This is a genomic window from Brevibacillus dissolubilis (assembly GCF_006170445.1).
Classification (GTDB): domain Bacteria; phylum Bacillota; class Bacilli; order Brevibacillales; family Brevibacillaceae; genus Brevibacillus_B; species Brevibacillus_B dissolubilis.
This window is the reverse complement of record NZ_VCNA01000013.1, coordinates 133,003-151,963: the sequence shown is the minus strand read 5'-3', so window position 1 is coordinate 151,963 and position 18,961 is coordinate 133,003. Positions and strand designations below refer to the sequence as shown.

Here is an 18,961-nt window from a genome sequence, read left to right as displayed (position 1 = left end):
CCTAATGTATTGCATACCCAGTTTTGAAGGTGCAACATCCTTCATAATATTCCTCAGTAGCTCAATGGTGGAGCAACCGGCTGTTAACCGGTAGGCTGGCGGTTCGAGTCCGTCCTGAGGAGCCATATACGGAGAGTTACCCAAGAGGCCGAAGGGGACGGTTTGCTAAACCGTTAGTATGCGCAAGCGTAGCGAGGGTTCGAATCCCTCACTCTCCGCCAGATTTTACTGGCAATTTGATTATGGCGGCGTAGCTTAGCTGGCTAGAGCGTTCGGTTCATACCCGAAAGGTCGGGGGTTCGACTCCCTCCGCCGCTACCATTTCTATTACTAATTACTTTAATATGCGGTCGTGGCGGAATTGGCAGACGCACCATCTTGAGGGGGTGGCGGGGCGACCCGTGTGAGTTCGAGTCTCACCGACCGCACCAATTTCTTAATTAAATGCATGGCCCGTTGGTGAAGCGGTTTAACACAGCAGCCTTTCACGCTGTCATTCAGGGGTTCGAATCCCCTACGGGTCACCATATTACGGAGGCTTAGCTCAGCTGGGAGAGCATCTGCCTTACAAGCAGAGGGTCGGCGGTTCGATCCCGTCAGCCTCCACCATTTATTATCATAACTGTCGCGGGATGGAGCAGCTCGGTAGCTCGTCGGGCTCATAACCCGAAGGTCGCAGGTTCAAATCCTGCTCCCGCAACCAAATATGGAGCTGTGGTGAAGTTGGAGTTCACGCCGGTCTGTCACACCGGAGGTCGCGGGTTCGAGTCCCGTCAGCTCCGCCATATTTGAGGCTCGGTAGCTCAGTCGGTAGAGCAGAGGACTGAAAATCCTCGTGTCGGCGGTTCGATTCCGTCCCGAGCCACCTTTTAATAAAATATCCATGCCGGTGTAGCTCAATTGGTAGAGCACCTGACTTGTAATCAGGGGGTTGTGGGTTCAAGTCCTATCGCCGGCACCACGTTGGGGTATAGCCAAGCGGTAAGGCAACGGACTTTGACTCCGTCATTCCTAGGTTCAAATCCTAGTACCCCAGCCATTCTTTTGAGAGCCATTAGCTCAGTTGGTAGAGCATCTGACTTTTAATCAGAGGGTCGAAGGTTCGAGTCCTTCATGGCTCACCATTATAAAAAAGTAAGGATTGCACCGTTGAGTTGCAGTCTTTTTTTATTTTCTGGAGTATTTTATTATATAGAAGATAGATGTTGGAAAGATACGGGATGAATCATACAGCGGATGGAGAGTAGGTAGAGCACCTGCTCTTTTTTTGTCCAAAAGTTCGAACGAGTGTTCTTCAAGGGCTGATTTAATGGTAAAGGTATGATAAAATGGTAAGGATATGGCTATACTAAGAATGGAGCAATACACGCAAATTATCTAAATATTTTAAGTTGATTAATTTTTATAATTCTTTTCTTGTTTTTCCAATATCCATACATTACCGTAGAGAATAAGCTTTATCTTCGTCTATAGGAATGGGACAATGAAAAGTGGTTTAGACGCAAAGGAGTTGTTGACATGAACGTGATTAAGCTGGAACATCCGCATCAGGTAGTTGAAAAGCTGATTGCTAATATTGAAAAAGTATTAATCGGAAAAAAACAAGTGATTGAGTTGAGTATAGTAGCATTGTTGGCGAGGGGACATGTGTTGTTGGAAGACGTTCCAGGAGTGGGGAAAACCATGTTGGTACGTGCATTGGCTAAATCCATCGGGGGGGATTTTAAGCGGATTCAGTTTACTCCGGATTTATTGCCGACAGATGTGACTGGTGTTTCGATTTTCAATCAAAAGACGATGGAATTTGAATTTAGACAGGGACCTGTCTTTGCTAATGTTGTTTTGTCGGACGAGATCAACCGGACTTCACCGAAGACACAATCCTCGCTGCTGGAGGCGATGGAGGAGCGGACGGTGACGGTGGATGGTACCACGTATAAGCTGGCGGAGCCGTTTTTTGTTATGGCGACACAGAATCCGTTGGAGTATGAAGGGACGTTTCCGTTGCCTGAGGCGCAGCTGGACCGTTTTCTGTTGCAACTGAACTTGGGGTATCCGACAGAGCAGGAGGAAGTGGCGATCCTGAGCCGTTTTGCTAATCAGCAACCGATCGAGAGTGTGGAAGCGGTGGTTCAATCGGAAGAGGTTATCGCTCTGCAGCGTGAAGTAATGAATGTGAAGGTGAGTGAGCCGGTTAAGGAATATATTGTGCGTCTCTGTCAGAAGACACGGAATCATCATGCGGTATATCTGGGTGTGAGTCCGCGTGGGGCACTTGCTTTGTTTAAAGCGGCACAGGCGTTGGCTTTTGTCCGTGGCCGTGATTATGTGATTCCAGATGATGTGAAGGAATTGGTACCTTATACATTTACCCACCGTTTGATCCTGAAGCCTGAAGCACGTCTGGATGGGGAAACGGTACAACGTCTGATCCAGGGCGTAATGCAGGAGACACGCGTCCCTGTCGTTTGAGAGGACGGTGATCGTTGATGAATCAGCGTAAGCAACGTAATTATGGAAAACTGACCATCCTTGCGCTCGTGATCGTCACCTATGTGTTCGCGAAGTTTCAGGGGGGGTTTGCAAGTTGGTTTTTGTTTTACAGTTGTGTGACGTTTGTCGGATATGAGGTGCTTGCGTATCTGCTGATGTTTGCGACGTTGGAGGTGACCAGGGAGATCGACCGGAACCGCTTGAAGGATGGCGAGGACGTGATTGTGACGCTTCGTCTGCGGAGGAGGGTATGGTTTCCGCTCGGTTGGAATCTCGTTGTGGAGGGGCTTCCAGAACGTCTGGCAGGGTATTATGAGCCGCATAAGCAGCTGGTGTTCCCATGGTTTCGGCGGGAGATCGAGGTGCGGTATGTGATCCCGAATGTACCGCGTGGGTATTATCAGTTGGGTGAGTGTCAGGTGCAGGCCGGGGACTATTTCGGTTTTGTCCAGCGGTCGAAAAAATATGGGCTGCACAATGAGTTTTTGGTGTATCCGGCGTTTCGTTCGCTGAATCATTGGTCGACGGGAGATGGACGGATCAGCGGAAATGTGCAGGTGGCGCATCGCCGTTCTGATGATATCTCGGCTGTACGCGGTGTGCGTGAATATCAGCTCGGGGACCGTCTCAGTCAGATTCACTGGCGTGCGTCAGCGCGGGGGACGGGATTGAAGACGAAGGAATTCGAGCATCAGGCGATGAATCAGATTGTCTTTTTCCTGGATGCCCAGAAGGCGAATTATGAAGGGAAAAATCCGCAGCTGTTCGAGACGGCGGTGAAGCTGACGGCGAGCCTGATCTATTATGCGAGCCGCCGGATGTATCCGTTTGGGTTCGTAGCGAGGTCGCGGGAGAGAATTGCATTGCCGCCGGGGAATACGCAGGCACATTTTTTCCGGGTGTTTGACCAGCTGGCACGGGTGATGCCCGAGGGGGAGGAGCCGTTTTCTCGGGTGGTTGTGCGGGAGGCGATGGAGTTTCCGCCTGGTTTTGCGATCACGGTGATCACGCCGTCGCTGGATAAGCGCCTTGTGATGCAGCTGATGGAATTGGGCCGTATGGGGAAAGATGTACAGCTGTTCTGGGTGCATGCCAATGTGGTGCCGACGTTGGAGGAAAAAGAAGCGCTGCGCCTGCTGGCTTCGACGAAGATAATCAGTCATTCTGTCCATCTGGATGAGTATGAAGAGCTGAAACGAGTAGGGGGTGCTTAAAATGGTGATGTCCGGCATTTTTAAGCGGACCCGTGGACTTGATTGGCTGGCTACGCTGTTTTTGTTCCTTTTGCTGCGGGAGTGGCTGGTTCCGTTGCCTGGAATCACGGATACGGGTGACTTGAGTGCGTTTTACTATATGGTTGCCATGGTGCTGGTGACGGACTTGCTTTTTCAGTGGAGGTTGCTGGGATGGCTTGTGAAGCTGGCCGGGGCGTTGTGGCTGCTCCATGGTGATTTCTTTGTCACTTCATTTTTTTCGATGGAGTGGCTGACAGAAGTGTATGTACGGTTGATGCATGATGCCCCGTTGATTATGCAGCAGCAGTGGTGGGATATGTCTCCAGTCACGCGTAATGTCCTGTTCTACCTGTTGCTGGTGACGATGGTTTCGCTGCTGTCGTACGTGGTGGTGGAGCAGCGGCAGGGATTGTGGTTTGTGTTTTTGACAGAGGGGTATTTGGCGTTTTTGGACACTTTTATGCCGTATCAGGCGGATGGCGGGATTGTCCGTTCGTTGATCGTGGGATTCTTGCTGTTGGCGGTGATTCATTTTGCCGCGATGCAGAAGATGTCGACGGTCAAGGTGAAGGGGCGCTTTGCTTACCTGCGTTCATTGGTCGCACCGATGATGGTGATCTGTCTGTCGGTTGGGGTGGCGTATGCTGCGCCGAAGAAAGCGGCGTCCTGGCCTGATCCGATCGCGTACCTGACGGGAGAAGACGGACTTGGGAATGGTACGGGAACCTTGAAAAAGGTAGGCTACGATGACCATGATGAACGATTGGGTGGACCGTTCCGTCAGGACAACTCGCTGGTTTTCCTTGCGACGACCAAGGAGAAATATTATTGGCGTGGAGATTCCAAGGACTTCTATACGGGGAAGGGCTGGCAGAAGGCCCATGAGGATTACGCGGGGATTCTTACTCCGACGAAGTACAAGTGGGAGGATACGCTGTTCGAGCCCGACCAGAATACACGAGAAGTGACAGTGAGCTTGTCTTTCCGTGGCGGTGAACAGTTTGCGACGATGTTTTATCCGGGGCAGCTTCAGTCGATTACGGGGATGTCACCGCAGTTGGCTACGTTGCAGTATGATGACGTCAGCCAAAACATCGAGGCACGCAATGGGAAAATTATGTTGGAGACCAGTGCGGACAGTGCTGGGATGGAGAATGGTGACTTCCAGACGGTAGGGGCAGTGCCGGCGGATGCAACCGGGGAAATAAACGGCAGTGTTCCGACGGATGGAGCAGGGCAACAAGTAAATGCCGCTGTACCAGCCAATGGGACTGATCCGGCAAACAGAACGGTACTGGCAAATGGAGCGCCGGTTAATGGCTCGAATGAGATGAACGGTGTGGGATCGACGATCAGCCCGAATGTCACGGAGCGGATCAGCCCAAGCCGCTTGAGGATGATGTATTATCAGATGAAGGTGGAAGTTCCGGTACTAAGTGAGAAGAAGCTGTTGCAATCAGGGAAGGATTATCCGGAAGAGGTCAAAGGGATGTACCTGCAGTTGCCCGAGACATTGCCACAGCGCGTAAGAGACTTGGCGGCCACCATCACCAAGAATGCGAAGACGCCTTATGAAAAAGTACGGGCGATTGAAAATCATCTGCGGACCACGGGGGCTTACCGCTATGAGACGGAGGATGTACCGGCGCCTACAGCGGAGCAGGACTTTGTGGATCACTTCCTGTTTGAATCACAGCGCGGGTACTGTGACCATTTTTCTACGTCGATGACGGTGATGCTGCGTTCGGTTGGCATTCCGGCCCGTTGGGTAAAAGGGTTCGCGGAAGGTACCGAGGTGGAGCGTAATGACAACGGAGAGATGACCATCGAGGTACGCAATAAAGATGCCCACTCATGGGTGGAGGTCTACTTCGAGGATTATGGCTGGATTCCGTTTGAGGCGACGACCACTTTTGCCTCCCCGGTGCGTGTCAATTATGATACAAACACAGAGGAAGCTGCACAACAAGCGGTACCTGCTTCTGCACAAAACAATTCTAACGAGACGAATAAAGATAGACTGGACCGCCTCGCAGATGATGAAGATACGACTACAGGCGGCAAGACGTTCTCTTGGAACTGGCTTTGGTGGGTCGGTGCAGCGTTGGCCGTGGGTCTGGTGATGGCATGGAAGCGGCGTCAGCGTCTGGTGGTCTGGTGGATGCAGCGCAAGATGGCGACGTACCAACCAGAACAGTTCATGGAAAAATACACGACGCTTCTGGTGCTTTGTGAACGGGTCATCGCTCCACGTAAGAGTGGTGAAACGCTTCGGGAGTATGTGAAGCGTCTGCAGGTCTCGGGTGATCAGCGCCAGGATCTGATGTATTTGACACATCTGTACGAAAAAGTATCCTATGGCTTTAAAGATATCGAAGACAAGGCGCGCGGCATTGCCAACCAAATTATGGACCGATTTTCTAAGCAAATGAGACCTTGAACATTTTGATGGAGTCTGTTAGAATTTCCTACTAGCAGGAACACTCGTATACATTCAGGGATATGGCCTGAGAGTTTCTACCGTTCTACCGTAAATGGAGCGACTACGAGGAGAACAGACAAGCGTTCAAGGACCTTTCGCAGGGTACGCTTACGCATAAAGACTGGGGGTCTGTCTCCGTAGGGAATAATACGGGGGAGGGCTCCCTCTTTTTTGTTTTACGGTAGAGCTTTTTGCATAATTAAGGGAGGATACAGATGGATAAGACAATGGAAATGGTAGTCGTAATTGATTTTGGAGGACAGTACAATCAGCTGATCGCCCGTCGTGTGCGCGATCTTGGGGTGTATAGCGAGCTTTTGGCGTACAACACACCTGTTGAGAAAATCAAAGAACTTCAGCCAAAAGGGATTATCTTCTCCGGTGGTCCGGCAAGTGTCTACGAAGAGGGCGCGCCTGTTGTAGATCCGGCGATTTTTGACCTGGGTGTACCGGTGCTGGGGATCTGCTACGGCATGCAGCTCATGTCCCATCTGTTAAAAGGAAAAGTGGAGCGTGCCGGTGTACGTGAATACGGCAAAGCTGAACTTCGTCTGGAAAATACGCACGATCTCTACCGCGATTGGCAAAATAACGAAGTCGTATGGATGAGCCATACCGATAAAGTGGTGGAGCTGCCGGAAGGATTCGTCATCGATGCGGTCAGCGATGCATGCCCGATCGCAGCGATCAGCCATCCAGAGCGTAAACTCTTCGGTGTACAGTTCCACCCAGAAGTACGCCATACGGCAAAAGGAAACGAGTTCATCTCCAACTTCCTGTTCAACATCTGCGGATGCAAAGGCGATTGGAGCATGAGCAGCTTTATCGAAGACGAAATCGTACGGATTCGTGAGCAGGTAGGCGATAAGCAAGTCCTGTGCGCGTTGAGCGGCGGCGTGGATTCATCTGTTGTAGCTGCATTGATCCACCGTGCGATTGGCGAGCAGCTCACTTGCATGTTCGTAGATCACGGTTTACTGCGTAAAGGTGAAGCAGAGAGCGTCATGGAAACATTCGTCGGCAAATTCGACATGAAAGTGATCAAGATCGATGCACGCGAGCGCTTCTTGAACAAACTGCGCGGTGTATCTGACCCTGAGCAAAAACGCAAAATCATCGGTAACGAGTTCATCTATGTATTTGATGAAGAAGCGTCCAAGCTCAAGGATATGAACTTCCTGGCACAAGGTACGCTCTACACGGACATCGTGGAAAGTGGTACGGCTACGGCTCATACCATCAAATCTCACCACAATGTAGGCGGTCTGCCGGAAGATATGAATTTTGAACTGATCGAACCGCTGAAAACCCTGTTCAAAGACGAAGTACGCCGTCTGGGCAGCGAGCTTGGTCTGCCGGATGAAATCGTCTGGAGACAGCCTTTCCCAGGTCCGGGTCTTGGCATTCGGGTTTTGGGTGAAGTGACAGAGGACAAGCTGGAGATCGTTCGTGAATCCGATGCAATCCTGCGTGATGAGATCAAAAAAGCGGGTCTTGACCGTGAGATCTGGCAATACTTCACGGCTCTGCCGGATATCCGAAGTGTAGGGGTCATGGGTGATGCCCGCACGTACTCCTTCACCGTAGCGATCCGTGCGGTTACCTCCATCGATGGCATGACAGCCGACTGGGCGCGTATACCGTGGGAGGTTCTGGAGAAAATATCTGTGAGAATCGTCAACGAAGTGGAGAACGTCAACCGCGTCGTGTATGATATCACCTCCAAGCCGCCGGCAACTATTGAGTGGGAATAGTATACACGTATATTTTGCTATAGAAAAAAATTAATGTTCGTATTTTCGCGTTGACAGTACGTAATATTCTTGTTACACTTCTCCATGTGAGCTTTTCGAATAAAGTTCGGTTTTTGCTGAATCGATCTGGCGGATAGTGGGAAGTATAACGGGTTTATTACGTACTTTTTTCTTTTTTTCCGAACGATATCTCCGATGCCACCCGATCAGCTTGCATACGTACAGCATGTAGAAAGATTACCTAAGGGGGGACTCAAGTGCGTCAGTATTTTGAATTTGACAAGCTTGGAACGAATTATCGACGTGAAATCATCGCGGGGATTACGACATTTTTGGCGATGGCTTACATATTGGCAGTGAACCCGGCGATTTTAAGCGGGGCGGATTTGCCAAAAGAACTGCAAGCCAACTATCCACCATTTGGCGCAGTATTTACGGCAACAGCATTGTCGGCAGCACTTGGTACGCTGTTGATGGGCTTCATCGGTAAATTGCCGATTGCACAGGCACCGGGTATGGGGATGAATGCATTCTTTACCTACACGGTTGTGTTGACCATGGGGATTCCGTGGCAACAGGCTTTGGCCGGAGTATTCGTCTCTTGTACGATTTTCTTGATTTTGTCTCTGACTGGTGTACGCACAGCGATTATCAATGCGATTCCCGACAGCTTGAAGTATGCGACATCTGCCGGTATTGGTCTGTTCATCGCGTTTATCGGTCTGAAAAATGCGGGGATTATCATCGATAACCCGGCGACGCTGGTGGGACTGGGTCACTTGAGCTGGCATGAGGGCATGAAGCCGGAAGCGATCCTTCAGGCGAAAAATGCGTTGCTTGCCGTGTTTGGTCTGTTGGTTACAGCGGTTCTGCTTGCACGTGGGATTCACGCAGGTGTGTTCCTCGGGATGATCGTGACAGCGATTGTGGGTATGATTTTTGGTCTGGTGCAGGTGCCGACAGCAATCTTCTCCGCTCCGCCTAGCCTTGACCCTACTTTTGGCCAAGCGGTTCCATATTTGCTTGACCCGTCTGTCCTTTTCTCTGGTCATATGTTGATCGTTATCTTTACGTTCTTGTTCGTTGACTTTTTCGATGCGACTGGTACGCTGATGGGTGTGGCGAACCAGGCTGGCTTGCTGAAAGACGGTAAGCTTCCGCGTCCAGGCCGTGCGCTTGCTTCCGATGCGATCGCGGGTATGTCTGGTGCGATTCTGGGTACCTCTACCACTACCAGCTACATTGAGTCTGGTGCAGGTGTAGCAGCGGGTGGCCGCAGTGGTTTTGCTTCTGTGGTGACTGGTGTTCTGTTCCTGTTGGTTCTGTTTGTGTCTCCGCTTCTCACGATCGTTACGTCTGCAGTTACCGCTCCAGCGCTTGTAATCGTCGGTGTACTGATGGCAGCGAATATGAGTAAAATCGCGTGGGATAAGCTTGAAGAAGCATTCCCGGCGTTCCTCACGATCTTGATTATGCCGCTTGGCTACAGTATCGCGGCGGGGATCGCGTGCGGATTCATCATGTATCCGGTCACCAAGTTGCTCAAAGGTGAAGGACGTCAGGTGCATCCTGTGATGTATGTATTGTTCTTCGTGTTCCTGGTGTATTTCATCTGGTTGCGCGAATAGTGAATAGAAGCTCGAAAAGGCTAATCCCGATGGTGTGGGGTTAGCCTTTTTTTGCTGAACTTCGTTATTTGTTATGACTGGTAGATATCCCATAGTTGTTTCCCGATCAGCACCATCGTTACTCCAATGAACAAAGGACGGACATAACCGGTACCTTTACGGATTGCAATCCGGGAACCTACAAGGGCTCCGGCGATCATAGCGATCCCCATGATGAAACCATGTATATAACTTACCGAACCAAAGAAAATAAAGGTAAACAAGCTAGCTACATTGCTTGTAAAGTTTAAGGCTTTGGCATTACCCGCTGCCGTTACAAAGTCAAACCCCAGAAAGAGAAAAGCGAAAATCAAAAATGACCCTGTGCCTGCTCCGAAGAATCCATCATAGAAACCAAGAACCAAAGCGGTCAACACACTGAAGATCCGGGTCTTCTTCGTAATCCCCTTATACGTAGAGATGCTTCCCCAGTCTTTTTTAAACAGCGTATACAAGGTTACGCCAATAAGTAAAACGATCACCAAAGGCTTAAGAAACGAAGTGGGAACGTACCGAACCGTCATGGAGCCTAGAACAGCACCCAGTAACGAGAAGGGGATGAGATATTTTACTAAGTGGAAATTGATCTTTCCCGAACGGATAAAGGAAATCGTGCTGGTCAAGGAAGACATCGAAGCAGCTAACTTGTTGGTTCCCAACACGACGGGAAGAGGAAGTCCGGTCAGTAAAAGGGCTGGAATGGAGATCAACCCTCCTCCTCCGACCACTGAATCGATAAAAGCAGCTAAAAAACCAAGCCCAATTAAAAGAAGAAGGATTTCGATACTTATGTCATGCATGATTATACCTCCTGACAATCTAGGTGTTACGTATTGGTTATTGTAACGCAGCACAATTAATCAGAATAATATATAATTCATAGGTACTCATAGATCATATTGATATATTGGTGGGAGGTACGATGAATTTACATGCATTGAGAGTCTTTTTTGAGGTGGCCAATCAGAAAAGTGTAACGGGTGCATCCACCAAGCTTGGGATTAGCCAACCGTCTGTTACTGCACAGATCCGAAACCTAGAAAAAGAAACCGGTCTGAAAGTGATTGAGCCATTTGGACGAGGGATTCGTCTGACAGAGGCGGGTGACCTGATCCATCTCCACGCCCAACGCCTATTCGCTTTGGAAAGTGAATTGGAAAAGAAGCTTCATGATTACCGTGAGGGGAAAACTGGTACATTACGGTTAGCCGCGACGGGTTCACCCGCGCATTTGTTTTTGCCGAAGTGGATTGCTTCCTTTAAGAGGCAAAAACCTGACGTTGATATCATCCTGCAGGTGGTCAATTCCTCGGAAGCTAATCGACAGTTATTGCACTATGAAGCAGATTTGGCTTTCATTGCAGGGATCTCCAAGCATCCTGATATTTGTTACGAAAAATTAGTCGATGATGAGCTGTGGTTTATCGTACCAAAGGGGCACCGATTGGATTCTAAGATGGCAGCTCTTGAAGACATAATGGAAGAGCCTTTTTACATGCGGGAGGAGGGCAGCAGTATCAGGGAACAGCTGTTAGCCCTGTGTCGGATCCACGATATCCCTCCACCAAAGAGCACCTTACAATACAATGGGATGAATCTGTCCATCAAAATGGTTCAAGAAGGGTATGGTGCCATGTTGGTGCCGGCCCTTGTTGCGAAGAACTTGGTTGAGCAGGGAGAGATCGGGAGGGTATTCGTTGAGGGTGTCGATTTGAAGAGACCTATCTATCACTGTTCACGAAAGAATGAACAGTGGCACCCGATTACGCAGGCATTCTACGAGTCCATTCAAGGTTAGGAGAAGAAATGGCCGTATTCATGAGGAGGTTAACGTGGGGGTTAAGATTACCAATATAGATAAGGAAATGGCATGGGAAGTAAGACATCAAGTGATGTGGCCTGATAAGGATTTCGATTACATCAAATTAAACGATGATGATTCAGGGATTCATTTGGGGCTGTTTAAAGAAAATCATCTGGTGTCTGTCATCTCCCTCTTTATCAAAGGGCAAGAATGCCAATTCCGTAAGTTTGCAACGCTACAACAAGAACAGGGGAACGGATACGGCAGTATGTTGTTGGATTTTGTGATCCAGGAAGCAGCCAAGCGGGGCGTAAAGAGATTATGGTGTAATGCCAGAGGCAGCCTTTTATCAAAAATTTGGCTTAGAGGAAACGGGTGATCGATTCATGAAAGATGGTAAATCCTACGCGATCATGGAAAAGGTTTTGTAGGTTGTTTAAAAAGTGAATATTCATCTTATCTACCAATTTTAATGTTCGGAAATCGGTTGACATCCCCCTCCGTAAATTGCTACACTTGTCATGATTAGAACGGAAAAAGAGAAAGGGGCAGATTTTTGATGATCGAACCCTTAGTTGGTGTCATCATGGGAAGTACTTCTGATTGGGAGACGATGAAGGAAGCTTGTCTGATCATGGACGAGCTGCAGGTTCCGTATGAAAAACGGGTTGTATCTGCACATCGTACGCCTGACCTGATGTTTGAATATGCAGAGACAGCAAAAGGACGCGGGATCGAAGTGATTATCGCCGGTGCGGGCGGAGCTGCCCACCTGCCGGGGATGGTAGCGGCGAAAACCGAACTTCCGGTGATCGGCGTACCTGTCAAATCCTCTTCGCTCAGTGGTCTGGATTCCCTGCTCTCCATCGTGCAGATGCCGGGCGGTGTGCCTGTAGCTACTGTGGCGATTGGCAAAGCGGGTGCGATCAATGCTGGATTGTTAGCAGCCCAAATTCTCGGGATCAAATATCCTGAGATCCAAGAACGCTTCACAGCGAGACGCGAAAGCATCAAACAAAAAGTGTTGGAGGATAGTGAGCTACCCCTATGAAGAGACATCCATCCGTTACCGATAAAAGCAATGTGATTCAGCCTGGGGCCACGATAGGTCTTTTGGGCGGCGGACAGCTGGGCCGCATGATCGCGCTGGCTGGTCGTGCGATGGGTTACCGTTTTGTCACGATGGACCCAACCGAGGACGCGCCATGCGGACAAGTGGCGGATCAGCAGATTGTGGCTGCTTTTGAAGATGTCGAGGGAGCACGCCGATTGGCGGAGCTGTCTGACGTGATTTCCTATGAATTCGAAAACGTAGATGCTTATGTGGCCGAGGTGCTGGAGCAAGAAGCATTCGTTCCGCAGGGAAGCCGTCTGTTGAGCATTACCCAGAACCGTATTAAAGAGAAAAGCACGATTGCATCGTTCGGAATTCCGGTTGCGCCGTTTCGGGTGATCGGTGAGTTTGCTGATCTGGAGCAAGCCGTCGCTGAGCTGGGACTGCCTGCTGTGATGAAGACCGCGACAGGTGGGTATGATGGTAAAGGCCAGTGGGTACTGAAGAACACCGAAGAACTGCGCGAAGCCTACGATACACTGTCCCAGGCTGGAGTGGAGCTGATCGTGGAGCAGTTTGTTCCTTTTGAAAAAGAGGTCTCTGTAATCGCGGCACGCAATCTGTCCGGTGAGATGGTGACGTTCCCGATGGCGGAGAATATCCATCGAGATAATATTTTGCACCTGTCTATTGTTCCTGCGCGTACGACGGATGATGTCCGTGCGGAGGCAGAGCGAATCGCCAAAGAAATCGCAGAGAAGCTGGATGTGGTCGGACTGATCGCGGTCGAGATGTTCCTCACCCGCGATGGTCAGCTGTATGTCAACGAAGTGGCACCGCGCCCGCATAACTCGGGGCATTACACGATGGACGCCTGTGTCACGTCTCAGTTCGAACAGCATGTGCTGGCGGTCTGCAATCAACGGCTTGGTTCAACAAAATTGCTTACACCTGTTGTAATGGTTAATATATTAGGGGAACACGTAGAGCCTGTCTTGTCGAAACAAGACAAGCTGCCTGCCACCGCGAAGCTTCATTTGTACGGCAAGCAGGAAGCCAAGGCCAAACGCAAAATGGGCCACCTCAACGTGTTGGCCGATACTGTGGAAGAAGCAATCGGGATGATTGAATCACTCGATATTTGGGGAGGAAAACAAGAATGATCGAACGTTATTCCCGACCGGAAATGCGTGCTATCTGGTCTGAAGAAAACAAGTTCAAAGCCTGGTTGGAAGTAGAAATTCTCGCATGTGAAGCATGGTCCAAGCTGGGGCATATCCCGGCAGAAGACGTAGTAAAGCTGCGTGAAAACGCCGGTTTTGATATCAAACGCATCTATGAGATCGAAGAAGAAACCCGTCACGATGTAGTGGCATTCACCCGCGCCGTGTCTGAGACACTCGGCGAAGAGAAAAAATGGGTACATTATGGTCTGACCTCCACCGACGTGGTAGATACCGCGCTCGGCTATCTAATCCGCCAAGCCAACGAAATCCTTGAAAAAGATATCGAAGACTTCATCGAAATCCTCAAAAACAAAGCGATTGAGCACAAAGATACCGTCTGCATGGGCCGTACTCACGGTGTACATGCAGAGCCGACTACATTCGGTCTCAAAGTAGCGCTTTGGTATGAAGAGATGAAGCGCAACCTCGCCCGCTTCAAAAACGCACGCCGCGAAATCGAAGCAGGCAAAATCTCCGGGGCAGTCGGTACCTACGCGAACATCGATCCATTCGTAGAAGCGTATGTGTGCGAGCAGCTGAAGCTGACCGCGGCACCGATCTCTACCCAGACCCTGCAGCGTGACCGTCACGCTGAATACATGGCGACCCTCGCACTGATCGCGACCTCCATGGACAAAATGGCGACCGAGATCCGCGCCCTGCAAAAAAGTGAGATCCGCGAAGTGGAAGAAGCTTTTGCCAAAGGTCAAAAGGGCTCTTCTGCAATGCCGCACAAACGCAATCCAATCGGTTCTGAGAACATCGCTGGTCTCTCCCGTGTGCTGCGTGGTCACATGGTATCTGCTTATGAAAACGTGGCTCTCTGGCACGAGCGCGATATCTCCCACTCCTCTGTGGAGCGCGTCATCATCCCAGATGCGACCATGCTACTCAACTACATGCTGCGCCGTTTTGGCAACATCGTGAAGAACCTCACTGTGTTCCCAGAAAACATGAAGCGCAACATGGACCGTACGTTTGGTCTGATCTATTCTCAGCAAGTGCTGCTCAAGCTGATCGACAAGGGTCTGAGCCGCGAAAAAGCATACGACACCGTACAGCCGCGCGCGATGCAAGCGTGGGAAGAGCAACGTTCCTTCCGCGACATCATCGGCGAGGATGAAACCGTCCAAACGCTCCTCACAACAGAAGAACTGAACGACTGCTTCGATTACCGCTACCATCTGAAGCATGTAGATACCATCTTCCAACGTTTGGGCCTCAAAGCTTAAAGATTCACTTGAGGTAAATCACTTCAGAAAGACTACCTTAGAGCCATCCAAAGGTAGTCTTTTTTTGTAAGAAAATATATTAATTTTGGAAAAATAATGTATAATTATAAGAATTAATATCATTTACTTGTATATTTTGTTTTATATATTAATGTTAACGATCAGGAGGGGGTTACCATGAATATGTCTATAAGGAACAAAATCATTTTACCGGTGTTAGCGGCTATTATGATGGTTGTGATAGGGATGGCCTGGCTTATCTATTCACAGACAGCAAGCAGTCTCCATCAAAAAGGTCTGGCTCTGACTGAAACCATCCGCATGAGTATGGAAAATGCACTGATCGCCCGTAAGACGGCTGAGGAAGTGATGGAACAAGAGATGGTGGGGCAGTCTGGTGTGCTGTCTCTGTTGGTAGAGAAAGGGACCAATTATCCAGAGCTTGTAGAATTGGCAAAGCGCTCTGGAATCGATGAGTTCTGGGTGACGGATGCTCAGGGAAAAACGGTCCTGACCAATATGGCACCACAGGTGGATTTTAACTTCGGCAGTGATGAGAAAAGTCAGGCGTACGAATTCATGGACCTGATCAAAGGAACCCGCGATGTCGTGACACAGCCTGCACAGGTACGGACGGTTGATAACAAGGTATACAAATTCGTTGGGGTAAAGGGTTGGGTGACGCCGCGGATCGTGCAGGTAGGCCGTGACGGAAAGCGATTGACAGAGCTGGAGCAGCAGATTGGGGCACAGCCGTTAATCGATCAGATCCAAAAACAGTTGGGACAAGAGGTACTGTTGACTGCGATCGTGCAGCCTGATGGACAGGTGGCCGCCAGCAGTGATGCTTCTATGAAGGAATTGTCTGCAGAGTGGAAGCCTATGATGGAGGAAGCGTTCACGGCAAAAGGGGTAACGCATCTGGCAGGGGTGTTTGGTGATCAGCGTGTCACGTATTATTTCAGCCCGCTTTCCAACGGGCAGGGTCTCGTCGTGGCTTTATCCAATCAAATTTTAGCTAATATTCAAACGATAACGGTTGTGGCAACGATTCTCAGCATGCTGATCCCGTCTTGTATCCTGCTCTTCGTGGTGACGGTACAATTCAGACGTTTTCATGCATTGGAAGCTGCGATGATTGGGATCAGTCAAGGGAAGGGAGACCTGACCCAGCGGCTGGATGCCGGCAAGCGCGATGAGATCGGCAAGCTGGCTCAAGCGGCCAATGCGATGCTCGATACCCTGCAGAATACGATCAAGCAGGTGGGGTCGAGCGTCACCAGCTTTTATCAGGCGTCTGAGAATCTCAAATTCTCGACAGGACAGGCACGGGCAGCTAATCATCAGATGGCGGTCGAGACGCAAAATGTATCTCATCAAGCCTCTGATTCGGATCACCAACTGACCGAATTGACTGGCATGATCACCGAAATGGCCGCTTCTATGGATGGCATCGCGATTAATGCCCAAGAAACCTCGACCACGACCGCCCAAACCGGCAAAATGGTGCAGGAGGGGCAGCGGATTCTGAGCGAAGCAACGGTGAAGATGGGGGTTATCCGTGATAATACAGTAGCCAGCAGTCAGGTGGTCGGTCAGTTGGCGGTGAAGTCGGAGGAGATCGAGAAGATCCTGGCGATTATCCATCAGATCGCGGATCAGACCAACCTGCTTGCACTCAATGCTGCGATTGAAGCTGCCCGTGCAGGTGAAGCGGGCCGTGGCTTTACCGTCGTCGCAGAGGAAGTGCGCAAGCTGGCGGAGAACTCAGTTGAGTCCACCAAGCATATCTCTACGATCATCAATGAAATCAAGCAGGAGATCCACACCATCGTCTCTAACCGTGAAAAGCACAACCGCGATATCGAAACCGGGATGGAAGCGTTCCGTTCTGTTGAGCACGTCTTTGAAACGATCGCCTCAACCAGCTCCCAACTCGTGCATAGCATCGGATACATTACCGACAGCAATATGAAATTGGCACATAAGTGGAAAGAACTCGCAGAAGGTGTACATACCGTGCAGGAATCATCACGTCAAACGGTGGAGAGCACAGAGACCATCGTAGCCGGAATCGAGGAGCAAGCAGCTTCTATGGATGAGATCTCGTCATCGGCTATTCTGTTGGCCCAGACGGCCGAGGAGCTTAACGAGTTGGTGAAAGGCTACAAGGTGTAGAGCCGGATAGGAATAAAGGTTAGACGCAAAAAAGGCTCGTTGCGATCCCGGATTGAGGGGGCAACGAGCCTTTTGACGGTTGAATGTGAGAGGAACAACAACCGGGTTATAACCAGATATTCAGCTGTTCCATTTTCCCAAACTTTCCTTTTGTACATCCAAATTTTAGGGTATAATCAATCTATTGGACAATGAATGGTGGGTTTGTGACCACGGCGTAGCCTCTCATCAGGAGGTGATCGCATAGTCACACTTGTTACGATTTCCACATTTTGTGCGAAGATTTACCCGATTTTGCAAGTCCTAAGCGTTACGCTTGGCTTGTTTTGGGGAATCCGAAAGCTCGTTCGAGTGATCAAGCGCATGTGGCGGAACAAGCAAAAACCCACCGAGTAAAGGTTTCCAGGCCTTCGGTGGGCTTGCTTATCGCTTCATGATCTTCACCAATCGCACGCCGTGGGACTAAAACCCGTCAGCAGTTGTCCATAAATCCCGTACTCGGTTGCCGCCAAGTGCGGGATTTTTTTATAGGATATGCCGTGTGTGCTTTATTAATGATTAGTGTAACATGAATCAAATAAAATGGAAAGAAACTGGATGAAGCTGTTTGATTGGAGTACCGAAAAAGGAGGCTGCACAAAGCGCCTCCTTTTTTCATGGAAAAGCAGATGATGGAGTAAACTAGGTTCTCTGGATTAAACCAGGTTCTCCGGATTCAACCCTTGCAGCTCTGGAAGTACGAAAATACCGTCTTTGCGGATCAGCACATCATCGAACCAGATTTCGCCGCCGCCGTATTCTGGACGCTGGATTTGCACCAGATCCCAGTGGATGGAGGAACGGTTGCCGTTGTCAGCGATGGTGTAAGCGTTACCCGGAGTGAAGTGGAAGGAGCCTGCGATTTTTTCATCGAACAGGATGTCGCCCATCGGATGGAGGATGTGCGGATTGAAGCCGATGGCGAATTCGCCGATGTAGCGTGCACCTTCGTCGGTGTCGAGGATTTCGTTGAGCACCTTGGTGTTGCTGGAGGTTGCTTCGACGATTTTTCCTTTTTCAAAAGTGAGTTGGATATCCGTAAAGGTGTTGCTGTGGTAGTTGGTCGCTGCGTTGTAGAAGATCGTGCCTTCTACGGAGTCGATTACCGGAGCGGTGTAGACTTCACCGTCTGGGATGTTGCGCGCGCCATCGCATTTGACTGCGTTGATGCCGTTGATGGAGAAGCGCAGGTCGGTTTTTGGTCCTTTGATGTGGACGCGGTCGGTTTTGAGCATGAGCTCGCGGAGTGGATCCATGGCCGCGGACATTTTAGCATAGTCGAGGTTACATACGGAGAAGTAGAAGTCCTCAAAGCCTTCCAAGCTCATGTTGGCAGCCTGAGCCATCGCGCGGTTCGGGTAACGGAGAACGACCCAGCGCTTGTTCGGGATGCGCTCGCCGAAGTGAACCTGCTTGTAGAAGACGCGGGAGTAGATACCCATTTTTTCCTCTGGGATATCAGACCATTCGTTGATATTGTCAAAGGCACGTACAGCGATGTAGGCATCTACATCTTGCATGCGGGACAGCTCATGCTTGGCCATCAGTTCCATGTGTTCTTCGGAAGTCTCGAGAATCATGGCACGCATGATTTCTTGGTCTTTGACGGTTACGAGCGGGAGTGCGCCGACAGCGAATGCTTCACGCACGAGAGCTTTGACGATCGGCACTTGCATACCGATGTTTTCGATCAGTACTTTTTCACCTTTTTGCAGGTTAAGCGAGTAGCGGATCAGGCGGCTCGCTAATTCGTTAATGCGTGGATCCATGATTTTTACACCTCATTAATGTATGTAG

The 18,961-nt window shown here is 50.0% G+C and carries 13 protein-coding genes, 12 tRNA genes and 1 riboswitch; of the genes, 23 read left to right on the top strand and 2 right to left on the bottom strand.

Annotated features, from left to right (window positions below; translation table 11 throughout):
• Nucleotides 1-50 precede the first annotated feature (50 nt).
• The 17 genes from FGI41_RS20935 (at nucleotide 51) to FGI41_RS20855 (ending at nucleotide 9,592) form a co-directional block, all read left to right on the top strand.
• A tRNA-Asn gene (locus tag FGI41_RS20935) sits at nucleotides 51-125 on the top strand.
• 5 nt (nucleotides 126-130) lie between these two features.
• Nucleotides 131-221, top strand: a tRNA-Ser gene (locus FGI41_RS20930).
• 23 nt (nucleotides 222-244) lie between these two features.
• Nucleotides 245-321: transfer RNA gene (locus FGI41_RS20925), tRNA-Met, on the top strand.
• Nucleotides 322-346: 25 nt separating this feature from the next.
• Nucleotides 347-431, top strand: a tRNA-Leu gene (locus FGI41_RS20920).
• Between the two features lie 19 nt (nucleotides 432-450).
• A tRNA-Glu gene (locus tag FGI41_RS20915) sits at nucleotides 451-527 on the top strand.
• Between the two features lie 6 nt (nucleotides 528-533).
• Nucleotides 534-609 (top strand) — tRNA-Val (locus FGI41_RS20910).
• Nucleotides 610-626: 17 nt separating this feature from the next.
• A tRNA-Met gene (locus tag FGI41_RS20905) sits at nucleotides 627-703 on the top strand.
• A gap of 5 nt (nucleotides 704-708) precedes the next feature.
• Nucleotides 709-785, top strand: a tRNA-Asp gene (locus FGI41_RS20900).
• Between the two features lie 7 nt (nucleotides 786-792).
• A tRNA-Phe gene (locus FGI41_RS20895) sits at nucleotides 793-865 on the top strand.
• A gap of 20 nt (nucleotides 866-885) precedes the next feature.
• Nucleotides 886-961: transfer RNA gene (locus FGI41_RS20890), tRNA-Thr, on the top strand.
• 3 nt (nucleotides 962-964) lie between these two features.
• Nucleotides 965-1,039 (top strand) — tRNA-Gln (locus FGI41_RS20885).
• Nucleotides 1,040-1,048: 9 nt separating this feature from the next.
• A tRNA-Lys gene (locus FGI41_RS20880) sits at nucleotides 1,049-1,124 on the top strand.
• 394 nt (nucleotides 1,125-1,518) lie between these two features.
• Complete coding sequence (locus FGI41_RS20875) at nucleotides 1,519-2,472, top strand: AAA family ATPase (RefSeq protein ID WP_139492247.1); 954 nt, start codon at nucleotides 1,519-1,521, stop codon at nucleotides 2,470-2,472.
• A 17-nt stretch (nucleotides 2,473-2,489) separates the two neighbouring features.
• Entirely contained in the window at nucleotides 2,490-3,707 is a 1,218-nt protein-coding gene (locus FGI41_RS20870; protein WP_139492246.1) for a DUF58 domain-containing protein, read from the top strand.
• Between the two features lies 1 nt (nucleotide 3,708).
• A complete protein-coding gene (locus FGI41_RS20865; RefSeq protein ID WP_255298571.1) occupies nucleotides 3,709-6,168 on the top strand; it encodes a DUF4129 domain-containing transglutaminase family protein in 2,460 nt (819 codons plus the stop codon).
• Nucleotides 6,169-6,192: 24 nt separating this feature from the next.
• A riboswitch (purine riboswitch) is annotated at nucleotides 6,193-6,294 on the top strand.
• A 131-nt stretch (nucleotides 6,295-6,425) separates the two neighbouring features.
• Nucleotides 6,426-7,964: a glutamine-hydrolyzing GMP synthase gene (gene guaA / locus FGI41_RS20860; RefSeq protein WP_139492245.1), complete on the top strand. Its 1,539-nt coding sequence runs from the start codon at nucleotides 6,426-6,428 to the stop codon at nucleotides 7,962-7,964.
• 257 nt (nucleotides 7,965-8,221) lie between these two features.
• Nucleotides 8,222-9,592 (top strand): NCS2 family permease, encoded by a 1,371-nt coding sequence (locus tag FGI41_RS20855; RefSeq protein WP_139492244.1) that lies wholly within the window; start codon nucleotides 8,222-8,224, stop codon nucleotides 9,590-9,592.
• 71 nt (nucleotides 9,593-9,663) lie between these two features.
• Here the strand turns inward: FGI41_RS20855 and FGI41_RS20850 are convergent, their stop codons facing one another.
• On the bottom strand, nucleotides 9,664-10,431 hold the full coding sequence (locus tag FGI41_RS20850; protein WP_139492243.1) for a TSUP family transporter: 768 nt from the start codon (nucleotides 10,429-10,431) through the stop codon (nucleotides 9,664-9,666).
• 122 nt (nucleotides 10,432-10,553) lie between these two features.
• Here FGI41_RS20850 and FGI41_RS20845 point away from each other — a divergent pair, with 122 nt between their 5' ends.
• From FGI41_RS20845 to FGI41_RS20820, 6 genes are all read left to right on the top strand, one after another.
• Complete coding sequence (locus FGI41_RS20845; protein WP_139492242.1) at nucleotides 10,554-11,429, top strand: LysR substrate-binding domain-containing protein; 876 nt, start codon at nucleotides 10,554-10,556, stop codon at nucleotides 11,427-11,429.
• A gap of 34 nt (nucleotides 11,430-11,463) precedes the next feature.
• A complete protein-coding gene (locus FGI41_RS20840) occupies nucleotides 11,464-11,814 on the top strand; it encodes a GNAT family N-acetyltransferase (RefSeq protein WP_368656807.1) in 351 nt (116 codons plus the stop codon).
• Nucleotides 11,815-11,994: 180 nt separating this feature from the next.
• The gene (purE, locus tag FGI41_RS20835) at nucleotides 11,995-12,486 is read left to right on the top strand and encodes a 5-(carboxyamino)imidazole ribonucleotide mutase (RefSeq protein ID WP_139492241.1); all 492 of its coding nucleotides are present in this window, start codon (nucleotides 11,995-11,997) and stop codon (nucleotides 12,484-12,486) included.
• The gene (gene purK, locus FGI41_RS20830; protein ID WP_139492240.1) at nucleotides 12,483-13,652 is read left to right on the top strand and encodes a 5-(carboxyamino)imidazole ribonucleotide synthase; all 1,170 of its coding nucleotides are present in this window, start codon (nucleotides 12,483-12,485) and stop codon (nucleotides 13,650-13,652) included. Before purE ends, purK begins: the two co-directional genes overlap by 4 nt.
• Nucleotides 13,649-14,947, top strand: a complete 1,299-nt coding sequence (purB, locus tag FGI41_RS20825) for an adenylosuccinate lyase (RefSeq protein ID WP_139492239.1) — start codon at nucleotides 13,649-13,651, stop codon at nucleotides 14,945-14,947. The genes purK and purB overlap by 4 nt, the downstream gene beginning before the upstream one ends.
• Nucleotides 14,948-15,124: 177 nt before the next feature.
• Nucleotides 15,125-17,125 (top strand): methyl-accepting chemotaxis protein, encoded by a 2,001-nt coding sequence (locus FGI41_RS20820; protein ID WP_139492238.1) that lies wholly within the window; start codon nucleotides 15,125-15,127, stop codon nucleotides 17,123-17,125.
• Nucleotides 17,126-17,820: 695 nt separating this feature from the next.
• On the opposite strand, the gene FGI41_RS20815 is transcribed toward FGI41_RS20820, so the two are convergent.
• On the bottom strand, nucleotides 17,821-18,936 hold the full coding sequence (locus tag FGI41_RS20815; RefSeq protein ID WP_139492237.1) for an aminopeptidase: 1,116 nt from the start codon (nucleotides 18,934-18,936) through the stop codon (nucleotides 17,821-17,823).
• Nucleotides 18,937-18,961 lie beyond the last annotated feature (25 nt).

Bases quoted from the DNA above. Each gene is read 5' to 3' on its own strand.
- guaA (WP_139492245.1), top strand. From the start codon at position 6,426: ATGGATAAGACAATGGAAATGGTAGTCGTAATTGATTTTGGAGGACAG.
- FGI41_RS20870 (WP_139492246.1), top strand. From the start codon at position 2,490: ATGAATCAGCGTAAGCAACGTAATTATGGAAAACTGACCATCCTTGCG.
- purK (WP_139492240.1), top strand. From the start codon at position 12,483: ATGAAGAGACATCCATCCGTTACCGATAAAAGCAATGTGATTCAGCCT.
- FGI41_RS20845 (WP_139492242.1), top strand. From the start codon at position 10,554: ATGAATTTACATGCATTGAGAGTCTTTTTTGAGGTGGCCAATCAGAAA.
- FGI41_RS20850 (WP_139492243.1), bottom strand. From the start codon at position 10,431: ATGCATGACATAAGTATCGAAATCCTTCTTCTTTTAATTGGGCTTGGT.
- purB (WP_139492239.1), top strand. From the start codon at position 13,649: ATGATCGAACGTTATTCCCGACCGGAAATGCGTGCTATCTGGTCTGAA.
- FGI41_RS20820 (WP_139492238.1), top strand. From the start codon at position 15,125: ATGAATATGTCTATAAGGAACAAAATCATTTTACCGGTGTTAGCGGCT.
- purE (WP_139492241.1), top strand. From the start codon at position 11,995: ATGATCGAACCCTTAGTTGGTGTCATCATGGGAAGTACTTCTGATTGG.
- FGI41_RS20865 (WP_255298571.1), top strand. From the start codon at position 3,709: ATGGTGATGTCCGGCATTTTTAAGCGGACCCGTGGACTTGATTGGCTG.
- FGI41_RS20875 (WP_139492247.1), top strand. From the start codon at position 1,519: ATGAACGTGATTAAGCTGGAACATCCGCATCAGGTAGTTGAAAAGCTG.